The sequence below is a fragment of the Streptomyces ortus genome, from assembly GCF_026341275.1.
Classification (GTDB): Bacteria; Actinomycetota; Actinomycetes; order Streptomycetales; family Streptomycetaceae; genus Streptomyces; species Streptomyces ortus.
Map to the genome: position 1 here is coordinate 5,340,577 of NZ_JAIFZO010000002.1, position 18,639 is coordinate 5,359,215.

Sequence of the window (18,639 nt, forward strand, 5' to 3'; positions counted from 1 at the left end):
CAGAACGGCTGGAGAGGGTTCGTGGTGCGGGCTTGGAGGCTGTACGCGGCCGTGGCGGTGGGCGGCTTCCGGCGGTACGCGACCTATCGGGTGGCCACCGCCGCGGGCGTGTTCACCAACACGGTCTTCGGGCTGATCCTTGCGTACACGTACATCGCGCTGTGGGACGAGAGACCCGGTCTCGGCGGCTACGACCAGGCCCAGGCGGTGACGTACGTGTGGGTCGGGCAGGGGCTGCTGGCGGTGGTCGCGGTGCTGGGCGGCGGCTTCGAGGACGAACTGATCGAGAGAATCCGTACGGGTGACATCGCGGTCGACCTCTACCGGCCCGCGGACCTCCAGGCCTGGTGGCTGGCGGCGGACCTGGGGCGGGCCGCGTTCCAGTTGCTGGGGCGCGGGGTGCTGCCGATGGTCTTCGGCGGGCTCGTCTTCCAGCTCGCGCTGCCGTCCGACGCCGGGACCTGGCTGGCGTTCATCGTCACCGTGCTGCTCGGGATCCTGGTGAGTTTCGCGCTCCGCTATCTCGTGGCGCTGGCGGCGTTCTGGTTCATGGACGGGGCCGGGGTGCAGCAACTGGCCGTGCTCGCGGGGATCTTCTTCTCCGGGATGACGCTCCCGCTGAACGCCTTCCCTGGCGCGCTGGGCGAACTGGCCCGCGCACTGCCCTGGTCGGCGCTGATGCAGGCCCCGGCGGACGTGCTGCTGGGGGAGCGCACGGGCCTCGCACTGCTGCGGACGTACGCCTTCCAGGCCGCCTGGGCCGTCGGGCTGCTGGCGGTGGGACGTCTGGTCCAGTCGGCGGCGACGCGCAGGGTGGTGGTCCAGGGTGGCTGACGTACGGGAGAAACCGGGGCCAGGACCCGGTTCAGGCCGTGATACCGGCTCCGGCTCCGGGTTCGCGCCGGCGGGCGGGTCGAGGCTGCTGGACGGGCTGCGGGCCTACCGGCTGATCGCCTGGATGTGGATCCGCTCGACGATGGCGTACCGCGCGTCGTTCGCGATGACCCTCTTCGGCAACTTCGCCGGGACCGTGCTCGACTTCGTCGCGATCCTGCTGATGTTCTCGCGGGTCGACGAACTGGGCGGCTACTCGTTCGGCGAGGTGGCGTTCCTGTACGGGCTGTCCAGCGCGGCGTTCGGTCTCGCCGATCTGACGCTCGGCTCGATGGAGCGGCTCGGGCAGCGGGTGCGGGACGGCACGTTCGACACCCTGCTCGTACGCCCCGCGCCGGTGCTCGCGCAGGTCGCGGCGGACCGGTTCGCGCTGCGCCGGCTCGGCCGGATCACGCAGGGGCTGCTGGTCCTCGGGTACGCGCTCGCCGTCGTCGACATCGAGTGGACCCCGCTGAAGGTGCTGCTGATGCCGGTGATGGTGGTCAGCGGGGCGGGCATCTTCGCGGCGGTGTTCGTGGCGGGCGGCGCCTTCCAGTTCGTGGCGCAGGACGCGGCCCAGGTGCAGAGCGCGTTCACGTACGGCGGCACCACGCTGCTGCAGTATCCGCCGACCGTCTTCGCGAAGGACCTGGTGCGCGGGGTGACCTTCGTCCTGCCGCTGGCCTTCGTCAACTGGCTGCCCGCGCTGTACGTGCTCGGGTTGCCCTATCCGCTCGACCTGCCGGAGTGGGTCGCGTTCCTGTCACCACTCGTGGCCGTCGTCTGCTGCGGGCTCGCGGGTCTCGCGTGGCGGACGGGCCTTCGTTCGTACCGGAGCACGGGGAGCTAGCCGCACATGAACGCCACGCACAAGAACGACACGCACGTGGACCCGCGTCGCGCGGACACCGACTTCATCCGCCTCGACGGCGTCGAGAAGGTCTTCGACGTACGCAAGAAGACCGGCTTCCTGCGCAGTGAGCGGCGGCAGGTGCGGGCGGTCGACTCGATCTCCTTCACCGTCTCGCGCGGCGAGATGGTCGGCTACATCGGGCCGAACGGCGCGGGGAAGTCCACCACCATCAAGATGCTCACCGGCATCCTCACACCCAGCGGCGGCCGTCTGCGCGTCGCGGGCATCGACCCCTCCCGGGAACGCACCCGGCTCGCGCAGCGCATCGGCGTGGTGTTCGGGCAGCGGACCACCCTGTGGTGGGACCTCCCGCTGATCGACTCGTACCGGCTGATGCACCGCATGTACCGGATCCCGGACGCGCGGTACGCGGAGAACCTCGACCGGTGTGTGGAGCTGCTCGAACTGGGCGAACTGCTGGACGTGCCCGTACGGCAGCTCTCGCTCGGGCAGCGGATGCGCGGGGACATCGCGGCGGCGCTGCTGCACGACCCCGAGGTGCTGTACCTGGACGAGCCGACGATCGGGCTCGACGTGGTCAGCAAGGTGCGGGTGCGGGAGTTCCTGCGGGACCTCAACGCCGAGCGCGGCACGACCGTGCTCCTGACGACCCACGACCTCTCCGACATCGAGCAGCTGTGCCGGCGGGTGATGGTCATCGACCACGGACGCCTGATGTACGACGGTCCGCTGAGCGGGCTGCACGAGATCGGGGAGAGCGAGCGGACGCTGGTCGTGGACCTGGAGCGCGAACTTCCGCCCATCGACGTGGAGTCGGCGCGGGTGGTGAAGGTCGAGGGGCCCCGGCAGTGGCTCGCCTTCCCGGCGGCGCAGTCGGCGGCGCCGCTGGTCGCGCGGATCGCGGCGGAGTATCCGCTGGTCGACCTGTCGGTACGGGAACCCGACATCGAGGCGGTCATCAGCCGCATGTACGCGGGGAAGGCAACCTCGTAGGCTGCTTTCCATGACGGACGAACTCCCGGCCGAAACCCCCGGTGGACTGCCCGAGTTGCGGGCCTCCGACGCCGATCGCGAACAGGTCGCCGAAGTGCTGAGGGACGCCCTCGCCGAGGGCCGCCTGGACATGGCGGAGTTCGAGGAGCGGCTGGACGCCACGTACAAGGCGCGTACGTACGGGGAGTTGGAGCCGATCACCCGGGATCTGCCCGCGGCCGGCGTCGTGGCCCCCGCTCCCGCCGTGTCGATGGTCAAACGGCCCGCGTCCGCCGTCGGTACGGGGGACTGGGCGGGCCGGATCGTCGGCGGCGAGGGGACGTCCCGGTGGGGCGTCGCGGTCATGTCGGGGTTCGAACGCAAGGGGCGCTGGACCGTGCCGCGGCGGTTCGACTGCTTCGCGTTCTGGGGCGGCGGGGTCGTGGACCTGCGCGAGGCGAACTTCGCGGACGGCGAGGTGGTGGTCAACTGCGTCGCCGTCATGGGCGGGTTGAACGTGGTGGTGCCGCCGGGCGTCGAGGTCGTGGTCCGCGGGATCGGCGTCATGGGCGGGTTCGACCACGGTCAGGAGGGCGTGCCGGGGGAGCGGGGCGCTCCGCGGGTCGTCGTGACGGGGTTCGCGTTCTGGGGCGGGGTGGGGGTGGAGCGGAAGATCTCGAAGGCGGAGCGGCTCCGCCTGCGGGAGGAGCGGAAGAGGTTGCGGCGTTCGCCGCGGTCCTGAGGGCGTGCAGACGAAAGACTGCGCCGTTCCCCGCGCCCCTGAAAGCCTGAAGACCAAAAGACTGCGCCGTTCCCCGCGCCCCTTGGGGGCTGCGCCCCGAAAAGCGAAAAGACTGCGCCGTTCCCCGCGCCCCTGAAGGCGCCCCTGAAAGCGCCCCCGAAAAACGGGGCTACAGCTGGGCCGGGGGTGTGCCCTTCAGGGTGTTGGGGTTGAAGATTTCCGCCATGCGCTTGTAGCCCTTGTCGCTGGGGTGCAGGTGGTCCCCCGAGTCGTAGTCGGACCGCAGCCGCCGGGGGTTGTACGGATCGCGGAGCGCCTCGTCGAAGTCCGCGTAGTCGTCGAAGACCTTGCCGGAGCGGATCAGGGCGTTGACGGCCTGCCGGGTGTCCTCCAGGTGCGGCTGGTACCCCCGGTGCCCCTGGAACGGCATGAGCGTGGCCCCGACCACCCGCAGCCCCCGCGCGTGCGCCAGCCGCCGCAGCTCGCGCAGCCCGTCGGCGATCCGGTTCGCGTCGGTCTGGTTCGGCGTCCGCAGGATGTCGTTGACGCCGAGGGCGACCACGACCGCCTTGACGTTGGTGCGGCCGAGCACGTCACGGTCGAAGCGGACCAGCCCGCTCGGGTTCTCGGCGGGCCGCCCGAGCCCGCTGGTCAGGACGCGGTTGCCGCTGATGCCCTGGTTGACCACGCTGTAGCGGGGCCCGTCCGAGCCGGCCGCGTGCAGCCGTTCGTTGAGGACGTCCGTCCAGCGCCGGTTCGCGCCCACGGTCGAGGTCACGCCGTCGGTGAGCGAGTCGCCGATGACGACGACCGTGCCCTGCGACTCGTTGCTCAGCACGTCCAGCGCGGTCAGATACCGCCAGTACGGCGTCTGCCCGGTGTACGCGACGCCGCTGACGTCCTCGGTGCGGTCGCCCTCCGCGGTGTACGAGATCTGCCGTGCCTGCGGGTGGTAGGTGACGGGTCCCGACGGAGTCGGCGAGTACGTCGTCACCAGTACGTCGCTGTCGTGCGGGACCAGCAGCCGTACGGCGTCGCTGACGATCTGCTGTCCGGCGGGCACGACCACCGAGGGACGGCCGCCGAAGGTGAGGCGCCGCATCGTGTCGGCGGCTGCGGCGGCGTTGTTCGCGGTGGCCGCGACGGCGACGGAGGCATGCGTGATGCTGAGCGGCTGCTGCCCGTACAGGTTGGACAGGGTGATCCGGGCCGCGGTGCCGCCGACGCCGACGTGCACCACGTTGCGTACGGAGCGGCCCGCCATGCCGTTCGCCTCGGTGCCCGGCTCCGAGCCGGCGGGGGACGCCGACCAGGCGCCCACCCAGGTGCCGACGGAGGCGGGGGCAGCCGAGTTCTGCGGGGTCCGGCCGCCGACGACGGCCGTGGTCTCCCCGCCGTCGTCGGCGGCGACTCCGACGTATATGGCGGTCGAAATGGCGACGATCACAGCGACGATCGCGGCCAGCAAGGCATAACCGTGACGCTTGGTCATGCGGTGCGTATCTCCTCGGAAAAGTGGGAGCCCGGAGCTCCGGTGTGATGACCCCATGATGAGGCATGGCACGGAAGGAGCCTGACAGGACCCCGTCGATTTCCCCCGCCCGGACAGACGCGGGGAACTCCTGTTCCGTTCCAGGAGTCGGTCAGGTTGGAACAATGCTTTACGGGGGACCGGGAACGGATGGAGCGGATGGAACGAACGAAAGAGGACGAAGCAGGGGAAAAGGGCCCGGAAGGGCGGCCTTCCCGTCCCGGCGGTGTGGCGAACCCCACGAGTGCCCCCGGGGCCGGGAAGACGGCCGACCGCGCCGCGCCGAGCCGCGCGATGAACTCGTTCAGCCCCGCCGACGAGGAGAAGTTCCGCGGCGTCCGCCGCATGAAGCTCACGGCGACCGGACTGCTGCTGTTCGTCGCCCTCGTCTACGTACTCGCCAAGTGGGCCGGGAACTCCGGCGCGGGCGCCTGGACGGGTTACGTGGCCGCCGCCGCCGAGGCCGGCATGGTCGGCGCGCTCGCGGACTGGTTCGCCGTCACGGCGCTGTTCCGGCGGCCGATGGGCCTGCCCATCCCGCACACCGCGATCATCCCGACCAAGAAGGACCAGCTCGGCGTGTCGCTGGGCGAGTTCGTCGGCGAGAACTTCCTCTCCCAGGACGTCGTACGGCAGCGGCTGCGCGCCGTCGGCATCGGCAGCCGGCTCGGCACCTGGCTGGCCCGGCCCGAGCACGCCGACCGGGTGACCGACGAGCTGGCCACCGCGCTCAGGGGAGCCCTCGCGGTGCTCCGGGACTCCGACGTGCAGGCCGTCGTCGGCGAGGCCATCAACCGGCGGGCCGACGCCCAGGAGATCGCCCCCGGCATAGGGAAGACGCTGGAGAAGGTCGTCGCGGACGGCGGCCACCGGCGGGTCGTCGACCTGATCTGCGTACGCGCCCACGACTGGCTCGTCCTCCACAACGACCAGGTGATGGACGCCGTACAGGGCGGCGCGCCCGGCTGGACCCCGCGGTTCGTCGACAAGCGGGTCGGTGAGCGCGTCTACAAGGAGCTGCTGCGTTTCGTCACCGAGATGCGTGACATGCCCGCGCACCCGGCGCGCGGTGCCCTCGACCGCTTCCTCACCGACTTCGCCTCCGACCTGCAGTCCGACACCGACACCCGGGCGCGGGTGGAGAACCTCAAGCGCGAGGTCCTCGGCCGCGGCGAGGTCCAGGACCTGATCGCCTCCACGTGGTCCTCCGTACGGCGGATGATCGTGTCCGCGGCGGAGGACGAGCGCAGTGAGCTGCGGTTGCGTGTGCGGGCGTCGCTGCTGTCGCTGGGGACGCGGATGGCCACGGACGCGCGGCTGCAGAGCAAGGTCGACGGGTGGGTCGAGGGGGCGGCGGTGTACGTCGTGACGACGTACCGGGACGAGATCACCTCGCTCATCACCGAGACGGTCGCCGGGTGGGACGCGGAGCATACGTCTCGCAAGATCGAGGCGCACATCGGGCGGGACCTGCAGTTCATCCGGATCAACGGCACGGTTGTCGGCTCGCTGGCGGGCCTGCTGATTTATACGGTGTCCCGGGCGCTTGGGGCGTGAGGCCCCTGAAAGCAAAAGATTGCGCCGTTCCCCGCGCCCCTGAGGGTGGGGGCGCAGCCCCTCCTAGGGGCGCGGGGAACGGCGCAATCTTTTTGCCTTGGGGGAGGGCGGAGCCCTTCAGGGGCGCGGGGAACGGCGCGATCAGCCCCCACCGGTCCGCAGCCCCCGCCCGGCCAGGGAAACGGCAGGTGAGAGCGCGGCGGATCGGGGAACTCGGGGTGTGTTCCCTGAGCCCACAGGAGGGGTGCCATGGCCGTCACCGTCACCGATGCCGGTTCCGCGGAGACCGGAGCAGTCACCACCGCCGTGCCCGCCCGACTGGACCGGCTGCCCTGGTCACGCTGGCACTGGACCATCGTCATCGGCCTCGGCACGGTCTGGATCCTGGACGGCCTCGAAGTCACCGTGGTCGGCAACATCGCCGGCCGGCTCTCCGAGGAGGGCAGCGGACTGCCCATCTCGGCCGCGCAGGTCACCGGCATCGCCGCGGCCCTGTACGTGGCCGGAGCCTGCTCGGGCGCCCTGTTCTTCGGCCGGCTCACGGACAAGTTCGGCCGCCGCAAGCTGTTCATGGTCACCCTCGCCGTCTACCTCGCGGCCACCGCCATGACGGCGCTCTCCTTCTCCACCTGGTGGTTCCTCCTCTTCCGCTTCCTCACCGGCTTCGGCATCGGCGGCGAGTACGCGGCCATCAACTCGGCGATCGACGAACTGATCCCCTCGAAGTACCGCGGACGCGTCGACCTGATCATCAACGGCAGCTTCTGGCTGGGCGCGATCGCCGGCTCCCTCCTGTCGATCGTCGCGCTGAACACCGACCTGTTCGCGATGAACGTCGGCTGGCGCCTCACCTTCGTCCTCGGCGTCGTCCTCGGCCTGGTGATCCTGCTCGTACGCCGCAACGTCCCCGAGAGCCCGCGATGGCTGTTCATCCACGGCAAGGGGGATGAGGCGGAACGCCTGGTCACCGAAGCGGAACGGCAGATCAAGGAGGAGACCGGCCGCGAACTCCCACCGCCCGCGGGTGAGATCACCATCCACCAGCGCAAGAGCATCGGCTTCGGCATGATCGCCCGCACGGTCTTCACGACGTACCGCAAGCGCGCCGTCCTCGGCCTGTCCCTCTTCATCGGGCAGGCGTTCCTCTACAACGCGATCACCTTCGGCTTCGGCGCGATCCTCACCAAGTTCTTCGACGTACCGACCGGCAGCACCGGTTACTACTTCGCCGTCATCGCGGTCGGCAACTTCATGGGCCCGCTGCTCCTCGGCAAGTTCTTCGACACCGTGGGCCGCCGGATCATGATCTCGTCCACGTATCTGCTCTCCGGCCTCCTGCTCTTCGGTACGGCCTGGCTCTTCGACCGGGGCTCGCTGACCGCGACCACCCTGACCGCCTGCTGGTGCGTGGTCCTCTTCTTCGCCTCGGCGGGCGCGAGCAGCGCGTATCTGACGGTCTCCGAGATCTTCCCGATGGAGACCCGCGCGATGGCCATCGCCTTCTTCTACGCCGTCGGCACCGCGGCGGGCGGCATCAGCGGCCCGCTGATCTTCTCGGAGCTGACCAGCACGGGTGTCGTCGGCGACACGGTCCTCGCCTTCCAGATCGGCGCGGGCCTGATGTGCGCGGCGGGCCTGGTCGCGGCACTGCTCGCGGTGCGGGCGGAGGGCCGTTCCCTGGAGGACATCGCCAGTCCCCTGTCGACGGCGAAGGCTTCCTAGGGCCCGCGGACCGGCCTGTGGACGGGGCCTGTGGACGGGGCCTGCGAACAGGGCCCAGCGAAAACTGAGTACGCGTACTCTGTCGGTCCTGCGTACGACAGAGGGTCCTTTGTTCCCATGACCGAGAAGCTGCTGGGCCCGCTGTCGAAGCGCCCCTGGACGGAACGCTGGCCGACCCGCCTGCTGGGTGCCGCCCTGTCCTCGGCGGCGTACCTCCTCTGCCTCCCATGGGATCTGCGCGACCATCCGGCGTCACCCGGTTCGACCACGGAGGCGACGCCGGTGACCGTCCTCCAAGTGACGGCCCTGGCCGTGCTGCTGCTCCTGCTGGCCGTCTACTTCGGCCACCGTGACGCCCTCGCCTGGCCCCTGCTGCTGGTGGCGGTGCCCCCGGCCGCGCTCATGTACCTCTCGTTCCACACGCACGGCGAGCCGCCCGAGCCGACGGGGGTGCCCGGTGCGCCAGGGTGGCCCTGGCAGCTGATCTGGGCGTCCGCCACCCTCGTCGTCGCCGCGGGCGTGCTCGTCGCCACGTCCGTGGGCCGTCGGCTCAGGGAGGCCCCGGAGGAGTCGCTGGACGGGCTGATGTTCGCCCGTCCACCCCAGTGCCGGCACCAGCAGCGGGCGTGAGCGTCAGGCGCCCGTCGTGGAACCGGGCCGCACGATCATGAGGATCGTGACGGTGGCCCAGAGCAGGTTGAAGATGCCGGTGAACATGGCGAGCCGCACGGTCAGCCGGGGGTCCACGGCGACCGCGGCGGACGCGGACGTCCCCGCCGCCCCGGACGTCCCAGCCGCCTCGCCCACCCCGGCTCCCACCGCTTCGATGATCTCCTCCTGACGCGGCAGCACCAGCGCCAGCAGGACGGCCGCCGCGATCCCGGTCAGGACCATCGAGACGATCAGCCAGGTGTCGTAGAGCACGCCCATGCTGAGAGCCGTGGCCATGCCGAGGACGGGAACGGCGATGCCCAGGGCCGCGTACACCCGGCAGATCCGGTGCAGCAGGCGCACGGTCTCCGTGGCCCGGGGGTTGTCCGGATCGGCGAGGGCCCGCCGGGCGCTGGGCGGGAACATGCTGGCCGCGACGGTGACGGGACCGACGGCGACGATCGCGACGAGGACATGGAGAACGAGGAGGAACTTGGTCACCAGGGGACGGTAGGCGGCGTACCGGATCTCCCAGAAGTGGCGCTGTCGCCAGCCTTCAACGGATTCTCGCCAGGCGGGTCGATCCTCTTCACGGTGGCGAACCGGGCTCGGAGAGCTGCCCCCAGGGACTGGCCAGAACCCGTTGCCTCCCTATGCTTTCGCCATGCACACCGTGGCCGTACTGGCGCTCGACCAGGTCATCCCCTTCGATCTCTCCGCTCCGATCGACACCTTCAACTGGGCCCGGCTGCCCGACGGCCGCGCGCCCTACCGGATCAAGGTCTGCTCACCGGCCGAGGAGGTGAGCGCGGGGGCGTTCACCGTGCGGGCGCCGTACGGCCTTGAGGCGCTGGCCGAGGCGGACACGATCATCGTGCCCGGCACCACCGACCCGACCTCCCCGCTGCCGCCCGGGGTGGCCGAGGCCCTGCGCGCGGCAGCGGCGAACGGCACGCGCATCGCCTCGATCTGCGTCGGCGCGTTCATCTTCGCCGCCACCGGGCTGCTCGACGGCCGGCGGGCGACCACGCACTGGATCGCCGCCGCGGACCTGGCGGCCCTGCACCCGGCGGTGGAGGTCGACCCGAACGTCCTCTACGTCGACAACGGCCAGTTCCTCACCTCGGCGGGCGCCGCCGCGGCCATGGACATGTGCCTGCACATGATCCGCAAGGACTACGGCTCGGCCGTCGCCGCCCACGCGGCCCGGATGTCCGTCATGCCGCTCGAACGGGAGGGCGGGCAGGCCCAGTTCATCGTCCACACCCAGCCTCCGGCCCCGGCGGGCACGACGATGGAACCCCTGCTGAACTGGCTGGAGGAGAACGCCGGCCGCGATCTGACGCTGGACGACATCGCCGCCCGGGCCGGCACCAGCGCCCGTACGCTCAACCGCCGTTTCCGCGAGCAGACCGGCACGACACCGCTGCAGTGGCTGCACCGGGCACGGGTGCGCAGGGCCCAGCACCTCCTGGAGAACACGTCCCATCCCGTCGAACGGATCGCGGTGCAGGCGGGGTTCGGTTCGCCGACCGCCTTCCGGGACCGGTTCAAGCGGGTGGTGGGGACGAGCCCGCAGGCGTACCGGAGGGCGTTCCGGGGAGCGCCGGAGGGCACGGACACCGACTTCGCCCGTCCGTCGCACCCGACGGTCGCGACCGGCTGAGCGGGCTGCGGCCCGGCCTGGCACTCGGCGCCGAGGGAAAGGTGGCCGCCGTCTGCCGCGGCTCACTGCCGCGCGTCGGCCAGCCAGTTACGCCAGACACGGCCGCTGTTGGGCACCTCGGGCCGGTCGAGCAGCCACAGCACGTACCCGGCGTGCAACTGCGCCCAGGGGTTCTCCGAGCGCCGGGCCGCCTCCAGCCGGACGCGCAGCGGAGGCCCGTCGACGACCCGGGCGATACGCACGTACTCGCGGTCCTTGCAGCGGTAGGCGCGCCGCACGACGATCTCCACCAGGTCGATCAGCTTGGTCCGGGCCACCGGATCCCGCCCGACGGAGTCCACGGCCAGCTCCCGGATGAGCTTCTCCTTCGTCCCCCACTCCTTGGCGGCGAGGGTCCACTCGTCCGGATACCGGGCCTCCCACTCCAGGAAGAGCAGGGCGTAGGGCAGTCCCGGCCACTCGGCGATGTCCTCGTGATCGAGGCTGTGCCACACCCCGTCGGGCAGCGAACGGGCCCCGGCGCGCAGGCGTTCCTCCCACGCCGACCGCAGAGCGGGAACCTCGTACGGATCCTCCACCCCCTCTTCCTGCAGCGACATCAACGTCGTGTTGAAGCGCGCCACAGCCTCCGCCGTCGCCTTCTGGGCGGACGCCAGGTGATCGAGTGCGACGGCCCGCTCGGCCGGATTCTTCGAGATCAGTCCGTACGCCCAGGCCAGCCGCTCGTCCCACGCCAGGGCGTCGTCCCTGTCCGCCCGGCGCCCTTTCTCATGCCCCATGTGCCCCATGGGACAGATCATCCCCGAGCGGACCGGGCACCACCCCTCCGGGCGCGGGTAGCGGTAGGAAACGCAAGGGGAAGGGGCCGGATCCGCGGCGGACCACGGGCAGCCCGTCCCTGCCCCTTCGGGCATCGTCCCTGCCCCGGAGCTTCCTGAACAGGCACCGGCGATACGTATAGCGTCCGAGAGTGAGCCTTTGGACTTCCCTCGAACCCGCCTCCGCGACCGTGGACCCGGGTGGCAGTACGACAGTGCGGCTGCGTCTTCGCAACACGGGTGACGTCGTCGACGAATACCGCTTCGAGGCGGTCGGAGGCCTGGCGCCCTGGACGGTTGTCGAACCGCAGACGCTGCGGCTGTATCCGGGTACGACGGGTTCGGTGGACGTGACGTTCGCGCCGCCGCGCACACCCGATGCGACGGCGGGCCCGAATCCGTACGCGATACGCATCACGCCGACCGAGCACCCCGAGGCGACCACCGTCCCCGAGGGCAACCTCACCATCACCCCGTTCACGGAGATACGGGCGGAGCTGGTGCCGCCGACCGTGAAGGGCCGCTTCCGCGGACGCCCCAAGCTGGCCGTGGACAACCTGGGCAATACGAAACTGACGGCGTCGGTGAGCGGCAGCGACAACGGCGACCAGCTGTCGTACGACATCCACCCGTCGAACGTACAGATCGAGCCGGGCCGTGCGGCGTTCGTGAAGACGACGCTCAAGCCCCGCCAGATCAGCTGGTTCGGATCGAAGGAGTCCCGCCCCTACACACTCGCCGTGCAGCGGTCCGGCGTGGGCCCGCTGGACGTCGAAGGCACGTACATCCAGAAAAGCTTCCTGCCGCGCTGGCTCGCCACCTTCCTCGGCATCTTCATGGCACTCGCGATCACCTTCGTGATGCTGTGGATCGCCTACAAGCCCAACGTCCGCAGCACCGCCACGGAGAAGCTCCAGGAGGCCGGCGTCAGCACGCTGGCTCCTTCCCCCTCACCGACCCCCGAGGCGCCGAAGGCCCCGTCCGCGGAGGCGGATCCCAGCGCGCCGGCCGCGCAGAATTCCGACGGCGCGGGCGGCGGAGGCGGGCCTGCGGCGAAGCCCACGAAGACGGCGGCGCCCAAGGGCGTGGTGCCCGCCAGGAACGTCCTCCTGCGGAACACCGCCACCAAGAGGTGCGCCGACATCCCGGGCAAGGGCAAGGGCAAGAGGGACGGCCGGGTACAGCAGTTCACGTGCGACGAGGCCGCCGACGACAACCAGCTCTGGGACCTTGAGGTGCGCTACCCGAAGCTCGGCCCCGGCGGCGCCGCCCTCTTCCAGATCCGCAACGTCAAGGACCAGTTCTGCATGGACCTGCCGGGCGTCGGCCCCCAGCCCATCCACGCGGCGATCTCCGAGGCCGACTGCGTCGGCACGACGGACAACAACCAGCTCTGGTGGGCCGACAAACAGGACAACGGCTCGTACTGGATCCGCAACTTCGCCAGCAACCACATGTGCCTGGAGGTGGGCGGAAACCGAGACAACACCGACGAGGTACGCCTCCTGCTCTTCACGTGCACCAACACGGACGACCAGGAGTGGCAGATCATCCACCCGTCAAAGAGCTGAGCGGCTTCCGGCGACCGCCCCACCCGACGAGCACTCCCTCCCACTGTCCGGCAGCCGCTGAGCGGACCGGGCGTGCCCGCGAGGACCCCCGCGCCCCGAAAACCCGCCCCACAGCCCAACCCCCCACCCCCACGACACTGCCAAGAAGCGCGCGGCCCACCCCGAACCGCCGCACCACTCACCGGCGCGGGGCTCAGCGACTGGCAGACAAAGACGCCGCCGCGCTCTGCTCCCTCACCGCAGCCAACCGCCGCTGATACAGCGGGCCGGCAGCGAAGGCCCCTCGGTCCTCACTCGGAGTGGACAACTCCATGAGGTGATGGGCGACGGCCTTGAGATGCGCGGACCAGGCCAACACATGCTGCTGAGCGGTCCGCCCACATTCCTGCGGCTCACCGGGAAGACACAACGGAAGCGGGGGCCCCAACTTGTTCGCCGCATGCCGAACGTAACGCGCGACCGCGGCCCACTCGTCATCGGTCCGCTGCACGGCGTTGTTGACGCCCTCCGCACCCCACGCCCCGAAGTCGTCCCCATGATCGTCCATGCGCGCGCTCCTCACCATCGCAGCGGATCAAGCCGGTACGCCGAGCGTAGCCGCGCTGTCCGCTTCGGCGGGGTTGCTGCGTTTCCGGTCGACGGCACCGCACAGGCCGCGGGCCGCGACGCCTTTCGCGACAGGTCGTTACGCTGCCGGGCCGTCGCCGACCTGAGGTTCGTTGACCCAATCCTGGGCTGCTGTGAGGTCGAGGGCGGTGCCGACCGGCTCGTACGCGAACCCGTTCCACTCCTCCAGAACGCGCGGCTCGTCGGGCCGGAGATGACCGGCACCGCCGTGCGTCGGCCGATGGCGCCGGTTGATATCCATCGGCGGGCGCCGCCGCTTGTCGTATGCGGCGAACGGACTGTCGGCGTCCACGTATGGGACGGCGCGCGACGGCTGGTTCGACGGTCCGGGTCGGCTGTGCTTGCCCATACCTCGGTCCTCTCAGGCCGCGATCGTGGTCGCCGGGGCGCGGCTAGGCCCTTCGCCCCGGTCCGTACGTCGTCGACCGCAGTCGCTAATCCGCGCTAGCACGAGTCGGCGGCACCACATCACGTCGAGCGGGCTCACCGCTGATCCCCAGATTCCGCCGAGCATTGCTGTGAAAGTTGTTGAGCGCGACCAACCACGCATTGGCGCGCTCGCGCCATACGTCCTCGGTGATCTCTTCCACGCCACGAGCCGGCCGCTCCAACTGCCACAACCGCTCATTGAGATCGTGTGCAGCTTGTACGGTCCCCGCGTCCCCTAGAAGGATCACCTGCTCAAAGGCGTGTGACCGATCGCCCTCGGCGGCCTTCATCTCGGCTAGTAGCGGCTCCCGAGCTGCTGGATCGCCACCGTCCCACTGCAGACCAAATATCTGCTGGGTGCATCGGTTGACGTGCTTTACGGCGGCCACGTAGGCGACGTACGAGTCGAGGCGATGCGCATCCCATCGCACGCGAAGGTCCCGCGCGAACCGATCGCGCTCGGTCAGCCGCGTAGTGAAGTAGGACCCCGCGGCACCCGCCAGAACAGCCCCCACTGTGACCAGTTGCTCAGCAAGCGCCACGTTGTCCCCTGGTACCTATCGGCTCGGCCATCAACCGGTAACGGTCCGAGGCGCTTGACGCCGACGCTGGTAGGCCATGGACCTATCGCGTATCCGCCTGGCCTCTGGAATATCGTGCGCCAGGATATCCCTCGGCCAGAATGCCTCAGAGGTAGCCCTACAGCGCCCGTATGAATGCCCGCCAAGCATCGGCGCGGACAGTCACCACCGGTCCGTCGCCGCGCTTGGAGTCCCGCACTCTCAAGAGGCCATCAACGGGGAGGCACTCGACACACTCTGTGCCACTCCCGCCGCTGTACGAGGACTTGAACCAGCGGGGCTTAGGCCGTATGTCCATCAGGACTCCTCGCTTATACGTTGGATCAGCGCCAGGGAAGCCTCCAGGTCGAGGGCCTGTGCGCGAAGGTATTGGAACGCCAACCTATAGCGCTCCAGTTCCTCCGGCTTCTCCATGAAGAGTCCACCGCCGAGGATATCCACGTACACCACGTCAAGCTCGGGAGTCTGGCCTCCGAGGACCACAAAGCTCCCAACCGCTGCCGCGTGAGCTCCTGTTGAGAACGGCAACACTTGGATGGTGACGTTGGGGAGCTCGGATGTGATGAGTAGGTGTCGCAACTGTTCGTGCATCACTGCTCGTCCACCAACGCTGCGTCGGAGGGCGGCCTCGTCGATGACGCACCAAACGTGCGGCGGGTCCTCCCGCTGTAGAAGTTCTTGCCGCTTGATGCGGATGTCCACCATGTGCTGCACCTCGCGCTCAGCACACCGCATCTCCGAGGCGCGGTGCACGGCTTCGGCGTAACTGCGGGTCTGCAAGAGCCCTGGGATGTACATGCAGGCGTAGTGGTCCTCGCGTACCACCTCGTCCTCAAGCGTGAGCATGAGGTTCATCGACTCAGGGATGGGGTCGGCGAGGGACCGCCACCAGCCCTGAATTTTGGCCCCCTTCGCCAAATCGACCAGGGCGAGACGCTCCGCGTCCGAAGCGGCGTACTCCCGGCAAAGAGCGTCCACCGCTGGCCACTTCACCGACCCCTCTTTGGTCTCGTAGCGGCTCAGCGTCGCCTTTGAGATGCCAACGCGGGCGCCCGCTTCCTCAAGCGTCAAGCCTTTGAGTTCACGGAGGCGACGCAGGTCGGCGCCCAGCTGGCGCCTGCGGGTGGTAGGTCCAGCGGGCATGTTCACGGCCTCTCCGGTTGGTCTGTCAGATGGTCGAGGGTGCGTAACTACGAGGGCAAGGTGGCACGCGCCGGGGGCGTGCGAACCGTGAACGCGCTACCACCGGCCCGAGATGAGAGTTCCATTTTGAGAGTTTCAATGCAACTCTCAGTGTGTAGTCGATTGCACAAAGCAACACGACGCCTCGTCATAGGAGTTCAACGATGGACTGCACCGCCGGTTTGCTGCGGAAGCCGTGGGACCTGCCGTTCGTGGCCGAACCTGAGGAGGTCTCAGGGCTTCGGCGCACGCTCAGATCGCACCTCGAACTGTGGAAGCTGAGCGAGGTCACGGACGCTGCTCAACTCTGCGTAAGCGAGCTTGTGTCCAACGTGATCACGCACGTCGGCCCGGGCACACCCGCGAAGCTTGCCGTCTCGATGAACGGCACGTATCTACGCATCGAGGTCCACGACCCGGACGCACGTGCTCTGCCCACACTTCTCGACGCCGGCTCTGAGGCTGAAGCCGGGCGGGGCGTGGCCATCATCGATGCCGTGGCCGACCGGTGGGGCGTACAGCTGTGCTCCGACCGGAAAGTGACTTGGTGCGAGTTGCAGACTGGGCTGAGTCCCGCGCAGGGACTCAGCCCAGGAGTGGGGGGTAGCGTCACTCGGGCAGGGGTGACGCTCTGCCTATGCGGCGACAGCTTCGGCGAGCCCCCGCCTGTAGTGAGCTCTCGATTTTTGAGCACGGCTATCGCGGAGGAGGCGGCGATTGGCATGATCGCTGACTTGCTCCGCTGGCTTGGAGAGCGCGGCTGCGACGTGGACGGTGCCCTCGATCGTGCCCAGACGCACTACGAGGCGAAGCTCGCCCATGGAGCCGATCTGCCACCTTGCGCAAAAGCGAAATCTTGAACCACTGCCGGTATGTCCGTTGCCGAGCGAGTAGTTGCTACGCGCTCGGCAACGTGAAGTACGGCTCGGGCCACTCAACCGACCCGTCCAAATCGGCCTGGGCTACGTGTTGCATGAGAAGCGCTGTCGGGCTTTGTAGCTCCCTCTTCGTGACGGTGCTTGCCACCTCGGAGGGTATGGACGAGTAGTCGATTCCGAGTAGTCGACATATATGTTCGAGCTCTTGATTCTTGTTATCCTCGCCGAGATTTTCATGCAGATAGTCACGAAGGCGTGAGCAGATATCGAGTATCGCGTTCCCGCTATCGCTTATCCGAAAAATTCCGCCTTGCAAGCTGTCGCTCTCAAGAAAACCTACGACGAAAAGTCGTTGAATCTCCTCCTTGAGGATCTGCGCGCTAAGTCCCAAGGCTTTCGAGGTGTTTGAGATGCTTCGGTACTCTTGGGTCTTTACATAAGAAAGGATGGCGAGAGGGTACCCCGGGCGCCCGGACGCTGCGAAGCGAGACACATCTTGTGGTGTGAGTCCGCCAAGGACTACCTGCATCAGTAAGTCCTTGGTCATCTCGTCGCGCAGGGTCTCATATGCAGAATCACGTGCGTGTGCATTCTTCGCATCGAAGTCTGCTGGAACCCAGAAGACTCTTAGGCGAGAGAGTCGGTCTCGCATCGGAGTGTCACGGTAAGATCCAGTGACTTCGGCTAACCGTCTCTTGTTCTGTGTCGAGTGGCGAGCTATGTATACCGCGGCAGCGACGTCTCGTTGGGTGAGGAGCGTTCTTATATCCTTATCTATTCCGTCCCTATCGTGCTTCCAGAGGGTTTGTCCCGAGACTATCTTTGACCAGTCCTTTTTGAGGTCACACGAGAAGTCGAAGAGCTTTCGACTGCCTTCCTGGTAGCTGAACAGTCCTGATTTTGCAGCCTTTTCCATTATCTGCAGTGCGGATTCCGAAAGGAAGTCGTGCTCTGGTGACGGCATCCTAGCTCCCTGAGAGGTGTGTTATATATTTCTCGCCGTCCTGGTAGACCAGGCCGATGCCCTCTCTGCTGAGCAGGTCTTGTAGGTCTTCGTGGGGTTTTTCGGGGAGCAGTACAGTCAGTTTAGGGTTGGCCGGGTTGATGTGCCGGACGTAATCCTTGAGTTGCCCAATAGCCATGCGTATATCCTCACGGCTGCTCTCGCCCTTCACGCAGTACAACACATGATCGGTGGCGTCGTACAGATCGGTTTTTAGAGTGGATCGCGTTCCTGCGATCTTTATCTGGTAGGCGAATATCTCGTGTTGCTGCTCATTCAGGTGCCTGTGGTAGTCGCCGAGAAGTTGCATCTTGCGGTGTTCCGCTATGGTGCTTGGTTGTGCTGAACGCCTGCTTTGCGACACTGGCCTGTCTGGCGGCTCAACCATCGAGCTTGCGGTGACAGCTGCTGACACCTGCTGGACTTGTGTGGTTGGCGCAGGAGTAATTGCGTCCTCGGGGATGTGCTGAACTGTCCCCTTCGGTCGCAGCCGAAAGACGATGATCAGTCGTCGATTTCCGTCGGGATCGTCAGCCTCGCGAATTGTGTAGGGTTGCTTAGCGTCGAGTTCAAATTCGCCGAGGTATCGTTGCTGCTTCGCAGAGGAGTTGGAGCTTGGGTCTTTGCCTGCAGCCATGAAGAGGCGCAGAGATCTCCCATCGTCAACATGGCGGAGGATGGCCTTGTTGCGGGAGCCGGCTAATCCCTCGAAAGTTTGATGCCCAGTGCGACCTTTGCCTGTGTACTCGAAGATGGGCCCCTGTTCGTCCTCTTCTTCGAGCCAGCCATCCTCGTAGCCGTACTCTTTACCACTTGCGTGGTCTGTGTAGATTAATATATTTGGCGTTGCTTTGGATAAGATTATCCCTTCCTGGTCTCCGCCGCCGAAGAGCTTCTTCATCTTGGCTCGCGTCGTGATCTGCCCAGGTTCTATGCGAGATTCGGTCATGCCATAACGCTAG

General features: G+C 67.9%; 19 protein-coding genes. 10 read left to right on the forward strand and 9 right to left on the reverse strand.

Going from position 1 to position 18,639, the window contains the following annotated elements; genetic code table 11:
• The first annotated feature begins 24 nt into the window (after positions 1-24).
• From K3769_RS27020 to K3769_RS27035, 4 genes are all read left to right on the forward strand, one after another.
• A complete protein-coding gene (locus K3769_RS27020) occupies positions 25-834 on the forward strand; it encodes an ABC transporter permease (RefSeq protein ID WP_267031561.1) in 810 nt (269 codons plus the stop codon).
• A gap of 85 nt (positions 835-919) precedes the next feature.
• On the forward strand, positions 920-1,723 hold the full coding sequence (locus K3769_RS27025) for an ABC transporter permease (RefSeq protein WP_267031562.1): 804 nt from the start codon (positions 920-922) through the stop codon (positions 1,721-1,723).
• Between the two features lie 6 nt (positions 1,724-1,729).
• A complete protein-coding gene (locus K3769_RS27030; protein WP_267028879.1) occupies positions 1,730-2,740 on the forward strand; it encodes an ABC transporter ATP-binding protein in 1,011 nt (336 codons plus the stop codon).
• Positions 2,741-2,750: 10 nt separating this feature from the next.
• Positions 2,751-3,461 (forward strand): DUF1707 SHOCT-like domain-containing protein, encoded by a 711-nt coding sequence (locus K3769_RS27035; RefSeq protein ID WP_267028880.1) that lies wholly within the window; start codon positions 2,751-2,753, stop codon positions 3,459-3,461.
• A 169-nt stretch (positions 3,462-3,630) separates the two neighbouring features.
• On the opposite strand, the gene K3769_RS27040 is transcribed toward K3769_RS27035, so the two are convergent.
• Positions 3,631-4,953, reverse strand: coding sequence for an SGNH/GDSL hydrolase family protein (locus tag K3769_RS27040; protein WP_267028881.1), 1,323 nt, complete (start codon positions 4,951-4,953; stop codon positions 3,631-3,633).
• A 198-nt stretch (positions 4,954-5,151) separates the two neighbouring features.
• Here K3769_RS27040 and K3769_RS27045 point away from each other — a divergent pair, with 198 nt between their 5' ends.
• From K3769_RS27045 to K3769_RS27055, 3 genes are all read left to right on the forward strand, one after another.
• A complete protein-coding gene (locus K3769_RS27045; protein WP_372515040.1) occupies positions 5,152-6,549 on the forward strand; it encodes a DUF445 domain-containing protein in 1,398 nt (465 codons plus the stop codon).
• 249 nt (positions 6,550-6,798) lie between these two features.
• Positions 6,799-8,271, forward strand: coding sequence for an MFS transporter (locus K3769_RS27050; RefSeq protein ID WP_267028883.1), 1,473 nt, complete (start codon positions 6,799-6,801; stop codon positions 8,269-8,271).
• Between the two features lie 117 nt (positions 8,272-8,388).
• On the forward strand, positions 8,389-8,901 hold the full coding sequence (locus tag K3769_RS27055) for a hypothetical protein (RefSeq protein WP_267028884.1): 513 nt from the start codon (positions 8,389-8,391) through the stop codon (positions 8,899-8,901).
• Between the two features lie 3 nt (positions 8,902-8,904).
• Here K3769_RS27055 and K3769_RS27060 read toward each other — a convergent pair whose 3' ends face one another.
• A complete protein-coding gene (locus tag K3769_RS27060) occupies positions 8,905-9,423 on the reverse strand; it encodes a protease (RefSeq protein ID WP_267028885.1) in 519 nt (172 codons plus the stop codon).
• A gap of 163 nt (positions 9,424-9,586) precedes the next feature.
• Between K3769_RS27060 and K3769_RS27065 the strand changes: the two genes are divergently transcribed.
• Positions 9,587-10,588 (forward strand): GlxA family transcriptional regulator, encoded by a 1,002-nt coding sequence (locus K3769_RS27065; RefSeq protein ID WP_267028886.1) that lies wholly within the window; start codon positions 9,587-9,589, stop codon positions 10,586-10,588.
• A gap of 62 nt (positions 10,589-10,650) precedes the next feature.
• On the opposite strand, the gene K3769_RS27070 is transcribed toward K3769_RS27065, so the two are convergent.
• Positions 10,651-11,367: a hypothetical protein gene (locus K3769_RS27070; RefSeq protein ID WP_267028887.1), complete on the reverse strand. Its 717-nt coding sequence runs from the start codon at positions 11,365-11,367 to the stop codon at positions 10,651-10,653.
• A gap of 191 nt (positions 11,368-11,558) precedes the next feature.
• On the opposite strand from K3769_RS27070, the gene K3769_RS27075 reads away from it, so the two are divergent.
• Positions 11,559-12,977, forward strand: a complete 1,419-nt coding sequence (locus K3769_RS27075; protein ID WP_267028888.1) for an RICIN domain-containing protein — start codon at positions 11,559-11,561, stop codon at positions 12,975-12,977.
• A gap of 685 nt (positions 12,978-13,662) precedes the next feature.
• On the opposite strand, the gene K3769_RS27080 is transcribed toward K3769_RS27075, so the two are convergent.
• The 4 genes from K3769_RS27080 to K3769_RS27095 all read right to left on the reverse strand — a co-directional run bounded on the left by K3769_RS27080 (position 13,663) and on the right by K3769_RS27095 (position 15,757).
• Positions 13,663-13,953: a DUF6087 family protein gene (locus K3769_RS27080; RefSeq protein WP_267028889.1), complete on the reverse strand. Its 291-nt coding sequence runs from the start codon at positions 13,951-13,953 to the stop codon at positions 13,663-13,665.
• Between the two features lie 85 nt (positions 13,954-14,038).
• The gene (locus K3769_RS27085) at positions 14,039-14,575 is read right to left on the reverse strand and encodes a hypothetical protein (RefSeq protein ID WP_267028890.1); all 537 of its coding nucleotides are present in this window, start codon (positions 14,573-14,575) and stop codon (positions 14,039-14,041) included.
• A gap of 157 nt (positions 14,576-14,732) precedes the next feature.
• Positions 14,733-14,912 carry a DUF397 domain-containing protein gene (locus K3769_RS27090; protein ID WP_267028891.1) on the reverse strand — a complete coding sequence of 60 codons (180 nt, stop codon included), beginning with the start codon at positions 14,910-14,912 and terminating at the stop codon, positions 14,733-14,735.
• A complete protein-coding gene (locus K3769_RS27095; RefSeq protein WP_267031563.1) occupies positions 14,912-15,757 on the reverse strand; it encodes a helix-turn-helix domain-containing protein in 846 nt (281 codons plus the stop codon). The genes K3769_RS27090 and K3769_RS27095 overlap by 1 nt, the downstream gene beginning before the upstream one ends.
• 203 nt (positions 15,758-15,960) lie before the next feature.
• Between K3769_RS27095 and K3769_RS27100 the strand changes: the two genes are divergently transcribed.
• A complete protein-coding gene (locus K3769_RS27100; protein WP_267028892.1) occupies positions 15,961-16,656 on the forward strand; it encodes an ATP-binding protein in 696 nt (231 codons plus the stop codon).
• A gap of 37 nt (positions 16,657-16,693) precedes the next feature.
• Here the strand turns inward: K3769_RS27100 and K3769_RS27105 are convergent, their stop codons facing one another.
• Together K3769_RS27105 and K3769_RS27110 are read right to left on the reverse strand one after the other, a co-directional pair.
• Positions 16,694-17,638: a hypothetical protein gene (locus K3769_RS27105; RefSeq protein ID WP_267028893.1), complete on the reverse strand. Its 945-nt coding sequence runs from the start codon at positions 17,636-17,638 to the stop codon at positions 16,694-16,696.
• Position 17,639: 1 nt separating this feature from the next.
• The gene (locus tag K3769_RS27110) at positions 17,640-18,626 is read right to left on the reverse strand and encodes an SRA domain-containing endonuclease (protein ID WP_267028894.1); all 987 of its coding nucleotides are present in this window, start codon (positions 18,624-18,626) and stop codon (positions 17,640-17,642) included.
• Positions 18,627-18,639: the final 13 nt, after the last annotated feature.